A 12,972-nucleotide genomic window follows, 5' to 3' on the forward strand; every position below is an offset into this window, starting at 1 on the left:
TTCATCATAAATGAAACCATGGCATTCACTTTCATTTCAATGACGAAATAGGATTCAAAATTCACTTAGAATAGAGGATAAACTTGATCAATCCCCGCCGCCTCGCGATAGCGCAAGCGGCATTATCAGACACATTTAACCAGGTTAAATGAATGACACTTTGTATTGGAGGGCCTTGCATGCGGCATTAAAGACAGTAGTATGGACATGTACCACCTGGCCATAATGCTGTCATGCCGTAGCCCGCCAATAGCTAGACAAACTGATAAAACAATAATCAACCCCATGTTACGGTGATGAACCATTTTAATGGAAAAATGCGGCAACGGGTTATGGACAGGTTCATTCAGTCTTTGCCTATTTAGCAGGAGATATAGAAGGAGTTGCAACAACAGTTAAATTATCAATACCAGAAACAGGTGTATGTAATAGTGGACTAGGTGGATGTTGTTAGTCATAGAATTTTTTAGACAGATGTTAATAAAATGCTAAATCAAACGCAAAATAAAATCTTTTTGCCATTCACTCTACTTAAAGAACTGTTATAATACCTCTAGGCGATTTTTTATCAATTATGAGAAATCTAGATTAAATAGTTTATATGAAGGAGAATGGAACAAAAGATATGGGACAAGAAAAAGAGATTAGTTCTTTTAAATTAATGTGGAAAATGACACGTCCACATACATTAACGGCAACATTTGCGCCAATTATTTTAGGGACAGTTGCAGCACTATATGAAACGCAACTCGATTGGAAATTGTTTGCTGCGATGATGGTGGCGTGTTTAGCATTGCAAATTGCAACGAATTTATTTAACGAATATTATGATTTTAAACGTGGGTTAGACACTTCAGATTCAGTAGGTATAGGCGGAGGCATTGTTCGTCACGGATTGCAACCTAATAATGTATTAACAGTTGCTTTATTATTATATCTTTTAGCGGCGATTATCGGCGTCTATATTTGTATGAATAGTAGCTGGTGGTTAGTCGTTTTAGGTTTAATTGGTATGGCGGTAGGTTATTTATACACAGGGGGACCATTCCCGATTGCGTATACACCATTTGGAGAATTATTTGCAGGATTATTCATGGGAACGTTTTTTGTATTAATTGCTTTCTTTATCCAAACAGATACATTAACAATTGAAAGTATTTTGATTTCCCTTCCAGTAGGCATTTTAGTTGGAGCTATCAACATGGCTAATAATATTCGAGATATCGATGAGGATATTAAGGGTGGACGAAAAACTTTAGCAATCCTTTTGGGAAGAGAAAAGGCTGTGTTCGTATTAGCTTCTGGCTTTGTTATTGCCTATTTATGGATCGTTGTAATTGTGTTAATGGGTTATATTAGTCCTTGGGCGTTTATGATAATCCTAGGTGTTAAAAAACCGATTGCGGCAATTCAAGGTTTCAAAAAAGGCGCAACAGAACCGAGCTATATGAAAGTAGCGATGAAATCAACAGCCATAACGAATACAATTTTTGGTTTCCTATTGTCAGTAGGGTTATTAATCAGCTACTTATTTTAAAATATCGTTGAAGTTCATAAATACCCTCCAATGAAACGAGTATTGAAAAATACTTCGTGAAAATTGGAGGTTTTTTAGTTTTGTTACGTTTACGAACTTGAACGTATGCCAATTTTATTTACATAATTAAGTCCAAATTTCATATAAATAATTGATTAAACAAAATTAAAAAAGGATGGGAAATATCGTTCAACTATCTCCAGTTCCTATAAATACGTTTTGTATAGGAAGCGGTAAGGATCAGATTGTATATTATCCGCAAGTGGCATTATGTGAAAATAGTTTATGGGAAAGTAAAATGAATTATGCGATTTACGAACAGGTGATGGAACTTATTTCGATACAATTTGGGAATATGCCGACAACGGTTGAACAAATGCTAGGTTTTTATGAAATTAAAAATAACCAACGTCAGGTACTGAGTTTATCTCTTTCTAATTATACGTACCATTACCATGCAGCACATGGTTTGACGTATATAAAATCATTAACATTTGATTTAGAACAGCAGCGCATATGCAAACTGAATGACTTGTTTATACCTGGAAGTAATTACGAAAAGGTTCTTTCGGATATTATAAAGAAACAAATAGTGCAGCGAGATATCCAATTGCTAGATGGATTTACAGAGATTCAACCGAACCAAGATTTTTATATTGCGGATAAGGTGTTAGTAATTTACTTTCAGTTATATGATATTACTCCGTATGTTGAGGGATTTCCGATGTTCCCGATTTCTGTATTTGATTTGAGAGAGATTATTGATGAAAACGGTCCCCTTGGTAGAATGGCGATTAATAATTAAGCATCGTAATTATTAAATGATGCCCCTGGTAGGAGTAAATAGAAATCCTGTCAGGGGCTTTTTTATTGAATAAAAAGTGTGACTTTCTATATTTTTATCTATTAGTGATCATCAAGATGTGGTGGCTGAACGGGGTGGGCATCTTCTATAACACGTATCGGGCGCATCATGTCGTGATCTTCATGTTCAAGAAAATGACAATGCCACATATAATTTCCGGTATGTTCCTTCCAATGCATAATGATTTTTGTAACTTTCCCAATGTCTGCTTTTACTGTATCCTTCCAACCTCTTTCATAGTCACGAGGTTCTTCTGGTTCACCCGTGAATTCCAATTTCCCTTCTGCTACATAAAGATCTACATTAAATGGCCGACGCTCAATTATTTTAAATTGTACTAAATGGAGATGAATCGGATGGAAAACGGGCGTGGTATTGATGAAATTCCAAATTTCAATGCTGTCTAAAGCAGGTTTTTCTGTTGCAGGATCATGGTACATTTTATCGTCTAACATGAGCATCAGTCTGCCATAACGGTCTAGCGTGCTAGTTAGAGGGAGATTACGAATCGTGTGTGCATGATGCTCGTGCAAATCCATTGAGGGTTCTAATAGAGTCGGAATTTGACTTGAATCTTGACCTTTTAAAGGTAACGTAACATTAAATTTCATAATCACATTCGTATGTTCATCAGGAAACTCATCGTCATCATTCATTAATAGAATTTCTTCATTCTTATAATTACTGAAATCAATAATCACATCTACACGTTCAGCAGGGTTTAATTCTACTGTTTGAATTTCGGTCGTGGCTTCTAAAAATCCACCATCTGTTCCGATTTGGTAGAGTACATCATTGTTTGAAAGACGCAATTTATAACTTCTTCGATTCGAGCCGTTTAGTATACGGAAACGATACTTTCTAGGTTCTACATTTAAATAAGGCCATATTTTTCCGTTTACTTGAATCGTATTACCCACGTAACCTAATGTAACGGTAGGGTCTGGCAGTGGGAGTTGGTCAGGAACGGGAAGTGGAAATGGTGGGTCTAGTTTAGTGGGATAAAAAATAGAACCATCTTCATTAAATGATTTATCTTGAATGAGGAGAGGGATTTCGTAGTTTCCCTTTGGTAATTGCAAGCGTTCTTCTGAAGAATCACGAAGTAGATAAAAGCCCGCTAATCCTGCACAAACATTTAATCGCGTCAAACCCATACAATGGTCGTGATACCACATGGTTGTTCCAGGTTGATGATTGGTATATTCATGTACTTGGCGTTTAAAGGTTGGGCCGGTAGCGGTATAATCTCGTGTATACCATGCTTCTGGATGACCATCGCTTTCAGAAGCCACATTTGCCCCGTGTAGATGGACAACAGTTCGAACTTCAGATGAATTATTAACCCCGTGCAAACTCAAATCAACCGGTAAGAAGTGCTTGTCTGGAAGTTTGTTTAAGTATTTTACATAGGTCGTTTGATCTTTTTTTGCTTCGATAGTTGGACCGGGTACGATTCCGTCATAACCCCAAACTTCAGTGTATGGAAAATTTTTATGAAATTGATGTCTTGATTTCATCATCCTTATTTCATAATAAGAACCTATCGGGTAATTTTTATTCGGCCTTGGAGTAGCAGTGGGTGGCTTTATTAATGGAGTTACAAATTTAGGGATAGTATCAGGAACTGCTGGGTTTATTGGATTTAATGGATTTTCAGGGACTTTCAATACGCACATCCTTCGTTATTTTATGTAATTAGTGTATTCTTCTATTGTTAAGGTCGTTCCTTTTTACGGAGGCGTATTTGTTGCGACCTCTGTTATTTTGCATTTTTAGAGAATATACTAATAGTAAAAACAATCGTACTATATCGTACTATTTTAGAAAGTTGAGGAAGCAATTTGTATAAAACAATCGGAGTACTGGCACATGTTGATGCAGGGAAAACAACCTTTTGTGAGCAGTTACTTTATCATACAAACAGCATTAAAGAGCGCGGTCGCGTCGATCATCAAGACGCCTTTTTGGATAACCATGAAATCGAGCGTCAGCGTGGAATTACCATTTTTGCAGAACAAGGACGCATTGATTATAAAGGGGACATATACACCTTAATTGATACGCCTGGACACGTAGATTTTGCCCCTGAAATGGAGCGTGCCATTCATGTTATGGACGTTGCTATTGTCATTATTAGCGCAGTAGACGGTATCGAAGGTCATACAGAAACCGTATGGCAATTACTACGTGATAATCTAGTACCAACCTTTATTTTTATTAATAAAACAGATCGTGAAGGCGCGGATGTAGGCCATTTTTTTGCATCGATTCAAAAAGAATTATCACAAGACGCACTGCTTCTTGATGATGGCATGAACGATGTGGTAAAAGAATGGCTCGCAGAACGAGATGAAACACTGATGGATGCTTATTTCGCAAATCAATTAGATGAAGAAACTTGTATCAATAGCTTACGCAAACGGATTACTGAGCAAAAGTGTGTTGTTTGTATGGCAGGGTCAGCATTAAAAGATGAAGGGGTACTGGAATTTTTTGAACAGCTCGCCAATTTAACGACAACGTCATATGATAGCGATGAACCATTTCAAGCCCAAGTGTTTAAAATCCGTCATGACAACGCGCATCGTTTAACCTTTATGAAAGCATTGGCTGGGACACTGCAAGTACGAGATGAATTTGCGTTTGGAGATGCTACTGAAAAAGTAACAGAAATTCGTATATATAACGGCAAACGTTTTGAACAGGTGCAACAAGTTCAAGCAGGAGATATTTTTGCAGTAAAGGGACTTTCTACACCTGTTATCGGCAATATGATTGGACAATCACAAGCAAATCCGAAACCTTTTGAAATGGTGCCAACATTACAGGCCAAGGTCATTTATAATGGTCAGCAACATATGAAAGAAGTAACACGCATGTTCCGTGAATTAGAAGCAGAAGAACCGAGCTTACGAGTCGTTTGGAACGAACAGTTCCAAGAAATTTCGGTGCATGTAATGGGTATTATTCAATTGGAAGTATTAGAGGAAGTATTAAGAGAGCGATTTGGGCTTGATGTACAATTTGGCAAGCCACAAATTTTATATATGGAAACGATTAATACTTGTGTTACAGGTTGTGGCCATTTCGAACCGCTCAAGCATTATGCAGAAGTTCATCTAAAAATGGAACCAAATGAACGTGGAAAAGGCAATACATTTTCGAATGCCTGTCATGCAGATGATTTATCCGTTGGGCATCAGCGCTTAATTGAAAAACATCTTTTTGAAAAAGAACATCACGGGTTATTGACTGGATTTTCTGTGACGGATATTCATTTCACGTTACTAACAGGTCGAGCCCATAATAAACATACAACGGGTGGGGATTTTAGAGAAGCGACGTTTCGAGCGTTACGTCAAGGTTTAGAGCAAGTTCCTAATGTATTACTCGAACCATTTTATCGTTTTAAGATGAAGGCATCCAATGAACATATTGGGCGGATGATGTCTGATATTCAGCAAGCAAGTGGCATATTTGATGCGCCAATTCTAACCGAAGATAAAGTAGTTATTGTTGGAAGAGCACCGGTTGCAACTTTTATGGATTACAGCACGCAATTGGCGACCTATACAAATGGTAAAGGGGCATTAACTCTGCAATTTGATGGCTATGATTTATGTCATAATTCAGCTGAGGTTATTGAACAAATTGGTTATAACAAATATGCAGATCCAGCGTACACGTCTTCAAGTATTTTTTGTGCAAAGGGCAAGGGGTATAGTGTACCTTGGCAGGAAGCAAAAGCAGCGATGCATTGTTTAGTTGAAAATTAAATAGAAGTTTAGAAAAAGGGGTTGTCTAGCAAGTGGGACAGCCCCTAATTTGTTTAACGTAATAAATTCAAAACATTGGAAGCTGTTTGCATATGCATGGAGAGAACGGAAGTTGCAGCTTGTTGTTTAATAGATTCCGTCGTAATTCGCATTATTTCTTTGGCAATATCGGCGTCTTTAATTTGTGAATAGGCAGCTGTTAAATTTTCGCCTGTGTTTAACGTATTATTATAGGCATGCTCTAAGCGATTTGTGTAAGCTCCCATTTTGCCACGTTCTGATGATACAACATTCAAAACTTTGTCCATCACACCAATCATTGCATCGGAGTTCTCTTGAGTTAGCAAGTTTAAATCTGTACTTCCGCTATTATTCCCAATTAAGGAATCCCAACGCATATCCCTAATATAAATGTCCATATGCTGCCCAGAATTTGCACCAATTTGAAGTTTCAATGGCCTATCCTTATAATCGCCATTCAGTAATGTTCGCGTATTGAATTGTGTATCCTTTGCAATACGGTCAATTTCTTTAATAAGCTCTTGGAATTGTAAGTTCAATGCATCCCGTTCTTGAGGGGTGTTTGTATCATTAGAAGATTGAACGGCTAATTCACGCATTTTTTGGACAATCGCATGCGTTTCATTCATCGCGCCTTCTGCCGTTTGAATCATCGAAATCCCATCTTGTGTGTTTTTTGCAGCTATATTTAATCCATTCATTTGGCTAAGTAATTTTTCGGAAATCGCTAAACCTGCTGCATCATCTGCTGCGCGGTTAATTCGATTGCCTGATGAAATACGTTCCATTGCCATGTCTGTTACGGTATAACTCTTATTCAAGTTATTTATAATTGACGTTGCTGCCTTAATATTCCCTAACATAAAAAACGCTCCTTTCTGCTGGAATTATCCATTATTTATATCGTAATAAATGATTATTTATAAAGTGATGAGAAGATATTTGATAATTAATACCCGTTTTTTAAATAAATACTACAAATAAAAAAGATTCCCCTCAACAGGAGAATCTTGATTTTTTCACTAATTTAATTAATGTTATCGACTACAAACTTTTCTTTATTTTGCAGCTGCTTTAGTTTTAAAAAGTTTAAAGACATATGCAATAATGGGTGCAATAAAGCTTAAAATCGTAATCACAATAAGCGAAATAAATAAATGCCTAGAAACCCAATCGAGGTTGCCTAAACCATAGCCTGCTAAAACCCAAACGATTGACCAAATCAGTGCACCGATAAAATTGGAACTAATAAAATCTTTAAAGCGGTAGCCAGTAAACCCACAAACGAAGGGTACAGTCGCGCTTAATAAAGGTATAAAGCGAGAAAACATAATTGTTAGTTTACCGTATTTCGTTAAAAATTTACTGGCCTTATAAATAGATTTATCGGGTACGAGTCGAGATAATGAGTATTTGCGTTGTTTACCTTTAGAGCGTTTTAGTAATGTACCTAAAAGAAAATTATGTGTATCACCAGCAAGTGTAGCCACAATAAATAAAATCAATAGAATACGAATATCTAGCTGGCCAATTGCTGCAATCGTTCCACTCGCAAAAAGTGTTGCATCTCCAGGTAAAAACGTGAAAATAATAAATGCTGTTTTAGCAAAAATAATAAGAAATAAAATAAAATAAATATGTTTACCATAAATCCCTATAAAATGGTTTAGTTGCGTATCAATTGAGCGGATTGAAAATAAAAATTCTCGCAAAAAATCCCCTCATTTCATTTGAAAATATGCATTTTTTTAATTGTAACATAATGTTAGTAACCTGTAGTATTATGTCGTATTTTAGGAATAAATTAACCTAGCAAAATTTTCGGTTTCGCTAGGTTAAAAGGGTTAATGTAATTCGAATTTAGCTTCTGTGCGGATATATTAATTAGTTTTACGCTTAAATAAAATTCCTAATGTGTTTGGCCCACAATGCGTAGATACTGTACAACCTGCTTTTGTAATATGTACCTCATCGAATTGTACATATTCAGAAACAAGTGATTTCACATATTCAATGACTTCGTCAGAGCATTCTGAATGGGTAATAAAAATGCGCGAACTATCAACATCTGTTCGATTTTCTAAACGATCTTTTATATATTTCTCAAGACAGCCTTTAAAATTGCCGCGATATTTTTTGCCTACTTCCATTTTTCCACCAAGTACTTCGATTGAAGGTTTGATTTTTAGTAAAGTCGCGCCAAAAGCTTCGATGCTAGAGCAACGTCCACCACGTTTTAAATAGTCCATTTTATCAATGATAAAGCTTGCTTCTACTTGTGAAGCTAGTGCTGTAATTTGAGTAACAATTTGTTCAGCACCTAATCCTTGCTTAGCTAGTTCAGCTGCTTCAATAACTAAATGGCCACTACCAGTTGATAAATTTTGAGAATCAACAACAAAGACATTACTGAATTCTTGTGCCGCTAACTGTGCGTTTTGATGGCATGAAGAAAATTGCACCCCTAAACTGATATGAATAACTGCATCAAATTGCTCCGTAAATGGCTTGAAAAATTGTTCGTATTCGTATGTATTTATGGCTGCAGTAGAACAGGTTTTATTCTCAATACCAACATAGTGGAAAATGTCCTTCGGTGTGATATTGACACCATCCAAAAAATCTTCTTCATTAATTAACACATGAAGTGGTGCCAATGTAATATCATATTCTGCAAGAAGTTCTGGAGATAAGTCACATGTACTATCTGCTGTAATTTTAATCAAATTGTCTACACCTCTTAATAAATTTAGTCTCATAAATTGTAACATGTAATAATTTATAGATGTAATGCTAATTATAGCAGTGTTCGAGAGAAATGGAAAAAGGGTGGTACTTATTTGGGGTGTTATGGATAATAACGAATGCAATTTCTAAAGTCATGAACTTAGTATGTAAATATCTACTCTGTTTCTTCATAGTGTTTCTGCAACTTCAATTTAGAAAATGCGTAAACACAAACCCCAAAAGCGACTTATAATTAAGATATATCTCAAAATGGTACTTGTGCGTATTACGGTTTTATACAAGCACGAAAAGAAGGACATCGAAAATAGTTGCATATTGAGTTTGTACAAGATGTAAATTGAAATAGAATAAAAAAATAGCATGAGTTCAATGTAATCTCAAACTCATGCTAAATGGAACGCAAGTAGTGTGTGTTTTATTGCAAAGGTAAAAAGCCAGATTGCCATATACCAGTTTCACTTAAAACCATACGCCATATGGATTCATCACCACTTCCTAAAGGAAAGCGAATGCCGCCTTCTTCTCCATCAAACTGAAAATCTCCTTTTTTGATGAGTTGAGCATATTCAAGGGCTTTAAGTCGCTCGTATGAATTTTGAGAAATTGTCGATTGCTGAGTATGTTCTTGCTCCGACCAATGTACATATTCCTCGCGTGTTGTATACAAACGATAATTCGTTTGATCATCCATTAAAAAGTCTGCATAAAGCTGAACGCGTACATATGTGATTGGGTCCACATCACGAAATACCTCGATATCATTTGTCTTTTTAAATTCTAAATAATACTGATGCTCTAAGTCAGACCATTCTGATTCAAAATTTCTAACTTCATAACCAAGCACCTTACCTTTTAGTTGATTTAGGGAGATCACTTCAATGGCTCCGCGTGCCCAATTATCTGGAACGACGAATACTTGATTCTTACCAAGTGTCGTTCGTGGGAAATTATAAAAGAAAACCTCTTTTGCAGCTTGTTCATTGATATTTGCGTCTTTAAGCTTTTCTAAATAACTTTCATAAACCGTTTCACCCATTATTTTTGCAAAAAAGTAATCCTGCGCAAAATAAATGGAATCTACTACAACCGTCCCATTAATTATTTCCACTGTTTCATCTGGCAAGCCAATGACACGACTTAATGTTTGCTGACCTTTTGTGTTTGTATACGTAATGATGTCACCGCGTTCTAATTTATCGATTTCAGGATCAATAACGATAGGGTAGCGATAATACTCTTTGTTGCCACGATCCATTGTGTCTGTTTTTAAATCGAGTACCGTTTGTTTAGCTGATAATGAATCGATAATGGGGACATTGAAATCTTCTTCAATCGTATCAAATGTGTCTGTTAACCGTTTCCATTGTCCATGTTGATTTTGTGCAACAATACGCGCGGCTTTATCACTTACCGCAAACCAGTATGTGAAGTTATTATCCAACTGAATTGTTTCGGCTTCTTGCTGGCCCACGATAATTTGACTTGCATCAAAATTTGATATTATGCCAGCATACATAAAAGGTGCATTATCTGTGGAACCTCTTGAACCCCAAGGATTTTGATTGTTCATTGGCTTACTTGTCACACCAGTCGTTTGCTGCCATGCCCAACCATCCTTATATTCCAAATATGCTAAATAAATTCTCTCTACATCCGTTCGTTCGATGAAAGCTACAAGTGCATCCTGTTTTTTCACATAATCAAATTCCTGAAAAATCACTTCATAATCTTTCCCGTGCATCTTTTGTTCAAAGTAAGTTGTAAATTGTGCCTGCACGGAATCGTTTTGCTTATATAGTCCGCCAAAAACAAAAATTATAAGTAGCGCGGCAAAACTAATGGCCGTGAACCAAATTTTACGTTTTTTCGTTTTTGGTTGCTGGAATTTTTGAATTACATGTTCTTCACTTACCCTACTAAATCGCGATTGTTCTTCCAATACTTCGGTTAATTCTCGCTTAATGTCATTCACAAAAAATCACCTCTCCATTCGAGTTCACTAAGTGATGTTTTCAATAAAACACGTCCGCGCCTTAACCTCGTTTTAATTGTATTTTCCGAAACTTCTAAAAGTGACGCGATTTCAATGCTTGTCATTTCTTCGTAATAAAAAAGGACGATTACTTCTCGGTATTTGATTGGCAGTTCAAGTACAGCCTTTGCAATCCTTCTGTGCCTCATAATCCGAATAATTACCGCTATAAACCGAGACATGTCCTTCGTTTATTTCCCAAATCGTTGTTACTACATGATCTAGTAAGTTTCGATTGTGACTAATTAATAGGACTGCGCCGTAATAGTGCTGAAGCTGTTCCTGTAAAAAATCTATCCCATTTTTATCTAAATGCGATGACGGTTCATCGAGAAGCAATGCGTCATAGTAATGACTAAAAACTTGTGTCAACTTCAGACGTGTTAGTTCACCACCACTATGTGGGTTAACAGCATTCAATTTGTGTTTTAGTGCTACGTCTATATAGTGCGGTGTATGGGCAGGGGCTGTTTGTTCAAAATAATAATAATCGACATGTGCCTTTACACTACCTAACTGTGGCGCTAAAGCACCAGCTAATAACTTTAATAAGGTGCTTTTACCAGCGCCGTTTTTACCGACAATACCGATGCGATCGAATTGATGCACTGCTAATTTTGGAATTGCTAATAGATCCCTATCTAAAAATTGAACATGTATATTTTTAAGCTCAAAGCATACGTTTTCCATGTTTGCTACCTCCGAAATGTAGAATTTCGTATCGATAGCTTATCGATACGAGCGAGTTAAGAATGATCGCTCGTATTAAAAGAATAGAAGCATCTGCATAGTTTTAGTCCTCCATTAAGATTAGTGAGTCCAAAACGCAATAAAAAAGCAGACATCTTGTATGCCTGCTCAGAAAAATATAGAAAACCCGTTAAAAGGGGAACTCCTACAATAATCCTTCGATTACAAGCATGACAAAAAAGCCCTAAAATAAAGGGTTTACTTTTTTATTGCCAGCTTAGCGTAAACGAAGTAAAAACATAGGAAAATCCCTCCTTCTCATAAATTATTATAATCGTAATCGATTTTAGTTGAAAATTCAAATTATATTTTATTGGAATTCGACCTTGCATGAACGACCATTGAAATACTATTGGCGTCAAATCTTGCTTTTGTCCAAGAACCGTATAAATTGATTAGTTCAAATCCATGCTGTTCTAAAAGACGTTTCATTTCTAAAGGATATGTGTATCTAAGATTAATACTATCTTTATATTCGTTTGATGGTGATATATATGTAGAAGTACATTCTAAAATTTGCGTTATTGGGTGATACGCTTCCTGACTGATTACAGTGATCGTTTCACCATTCTTCTCTAATGTTTCTTTAGAAATTTCAACTGCTGCAAGTTCATGAAGAATAGGGTTTCTCGTATCAAAAATAAATTCACCATTGGGATTTAAATGCTTTCTTACAGACGTGAATAGAGCATTTTGACTTTCGTTTGTTAAGAAGTGTTGAAAGGAGTTACCCGTCATATAAATAAAGTGCGATTTAATAGGTAAATTCAATTTTGTGCAGTCTTGGACATTGAGGTGAATGTTAATGTCTTCTAACTCGGCTTTTTCTTGAGCATGCTTCAACATCCCAGTATCGATGTCAACACCGTATACTCTGTGACCACGTTTTGCTAAGGGAATTGCTAAGCGTCCCGTTCCGCAAGCTAATTCAATGATAGTTTGCTTCGTACCTGCTAAATGATTTTGGATAAAATCTAAATCAGCAGTATAGTTTTTATATGAAATATCATATTCTACTGGGTTTGCATATTTTGATAAATTATTTGTGAATTCATTTTTTAACATAAAGGTACCTCACATTATAATTTTTTGAATATTAGTATAATTTATTTTATCATTAAATTTTATGTGCGGAAAGATGCAGTAATTTTAAAAAGGTTAACATCAATGTAAAAGAGGGAAGAGATCCTTGTTCTTATGCGGTCAATAAATTTAAATTTTAAAATGACAACTTTGATAG

At 36.0% G+C, this 12,972-nt stretch carries 11 protein-coding genes; 3 read left to right on the forward strand and 8 right to left on the reverse strand.

What is annotated here, in order from left to right; all coding sequences use genetic code 11:
* Window positions 1-625: 625 nt before the first annotated feature.
* Window positions 626-1,537: a 1,4-dihydroxy-2-naphthoate polyprenyltransferase gene (locus DCE79_RS07015; protein WP_108712394.1), complete on the forward strand. Its 912-nt coding sequence runs from the start codon at window positions 626-628 to the stop codon at window positions 1,535-1,537.
* Window positions 1,538-1,712: 175 nt separating this feature from the next.
* Window positions 1,713-2,342 carry an RsiV family protein gene (locus DCE79_RS07020; RefSeq protein WP_199912305.1) on the forward strand — a complete coding sequence of 210 codons (630 nt, stop codon included), beginning with the start codon at window positions 1,713-1,715 and terminating at the stop codon, window positions 2,340-2,342.
* Window positions 2,343-2,443: 101 nt separating this feature from the next.
* On the opposite strand, the gene DCE79_RS07025 is transcribed toward DCE79_RS07020, so the two are convergent.
* Complete coding sequence (locus DCE79_RS07025) at window positions 2,444-4,081, reverse strand: multicopper oxidase family protein (RefSeq protein ID WP_234417355.1); 1,638 nt, start codon at window positions 4,079-4,081, stop codon at window positions 2,444-2,446.
* A gap of 165 nt (window positions 4,082-4,246) precedes the next feature.
* Between DCE79_RS07025 and DCE79_RS07030 the strand changes: the two genes are divergently transcribed.
* A complete protein-coding gene (locus DCE79_RS07030) occupies window positions 4,247-6,181 on the forward strand; it encodes an elongation factor G (RefSeq protein WP_108712396.1) in 1,935 nt (644 codons plus the stop codon).
* Window positions 6,182-6,234: 53 nt separating this feature from the next.
* On the opposite strand, the gene DCE79_RS07035 is transcribed toward DCE79_RS07030, so the two are convergent.
* From DCE79_RS07035 to DCE79_RS07065, 7 genes are all read right to left on the reverse strand, one after another.
* A complete protein-coding gene (locus DCE79_RS07035) occupies window positions 6,235-7,065 on the reverse strand; it encodes a flagellin N-terminal helical domain-containing protein (protein ID WP_108712397.1) in 831 nt (276 codons plus the stop codon).
* Window positions 7,066-7,260: 195 nt separating this feature from the next.
* Entirely contained in the window at window positions 7,261-7,914 is a 654-nt protein-coding gene (locus tag DCE79_RS07040; protein WP_108712398.1) for a DedA family protein, read from the reverse strand.
* A gap of 168 nt (window positions 7,915-8,082) precedes the next feature.
* Entirely contained in the window at window positions 8,083-8,928 is an 846-nt protein-coding gene (locus tag DCE79_RS07045) for a DegV family protein (RefSeq protein ID WP_199912306.1), read from the reverse strand.
* Window positions 8,929-9,365: 437 nt separating this feature from the next.
* On the reverse strand, window positions 9,366-10,922 hold the full coding sequence (locus DCE79_RS07050; RefSeq protein ID WP_108712399.1) for a S26 family signal peptidase: 1,557 nt from the start codon (window positions 10,920-10,922) through the stop codon (window positions 9,366-9,368).
* Window positions 10,919-11,164, reverse strand: coding sequence for a sigma-70 family RNA polymerase sigma factor (locus DCE79_RS07055; protein ID WP_108712400.1), 246 nt, complete (start codon window positions 11,162-11,164; stop codon window positions 10,919-10,921). Before DCE79_RS07055 ends, DCE79_RS07050 begins: the two co-directional genes overlap by 4 nt.
* Entirely contained in the window at window positions 11,097-11,672 is a 576-nt protein-coding gene (locus DCE79_RS07060; protein ID WP_108712401.1) for an ATP-binding cassette domain-containing protein, read from the reverse strand. The genes DCE79_RS07055 and DCE79_RS07060 overlap by 68 nt, the downstream gene beginning before the upstream one ends.
* A 363-nt stretch (window positions 11,673-12,035) precedes the next feature.
* Window positions 12,036-12,797: a class I SAM-dependent methyltransferase gene (locus tag DCE79_RS07065; RefSeq protein WP_108712402.1), complete on the reverse strand. Its 762-nt coding sequence runs from the start codon at window positions 12,795-12,797 to the stop codon at window positions 12,036-12,038.
* Between the last annotated feature and the right edge of the window lie 175 nt (window positions 12,798-12,972).

The sequence above is a fragment of the Lysinibacillus sp. 2017 genome (genome assembly GCF_003073375.1).
Taxonomy (GTDB): Bacteria; Bacillota; Bacilli; order Bacillales_A; family Planococcaceae; genus Solibacillus.

What these genes read in the sequence shown, in the direction of transcription:
- DCE79_RS07015 (WP_108712394.1), top strand. Translation starts at nt 626, where the DNA reads ATGGGACAAGAAAAAGAGATTAGTTCTTTTAAATTAATGTGGAAAATG.
- DCE79_RS07020 (WP_199912305.1), top strand. Translation starts at nt 1,713, where the DNA reads ATGGGAAATATCGTTCAACTATCTCCAGTTCCTATAAATACGTTTTGT.
- DCE79_RS07025 (WP_234417355.1), bottom strand. Translation starts at nt 4,081, where the DNA reads ATGTGCGTATTGAAAGTCCCTGAAAATCCATTAAATCCAATAAACCCA.
- DCE79_RS07035 (WP_108712397.1), bottom strand. Translation starts at nt 7,065, where the DNA reads ATGTTAGGGAATATTAAGGCAGCAACGTCAATTATAAATAACTTGAAT.
- DCE79_RS07055 (WP_108712400.1), bottom strand. Translation starts at nt 11,164, where the DNA reads ATGTCTCGGTTTATAGCGGTAATTATTCGGATTATGAGGCACAGAAGG.
- DCE79_RS07060 (WP_108712401.1), bottom strand. Translation starts at nt 11,672, where the DNA reads ATGGAAAACGTATGCTTTGAGCTTAAAAATATACATGTTCAATTTTTA.
- DCE79_RS07065 (WP_108712402.1), bottom strand. Translation starts at nt 12,797, where the DNA reads ATGTTAAAAAATGAATTCACAAATAATTTATCAAAATATGCAAACCCA.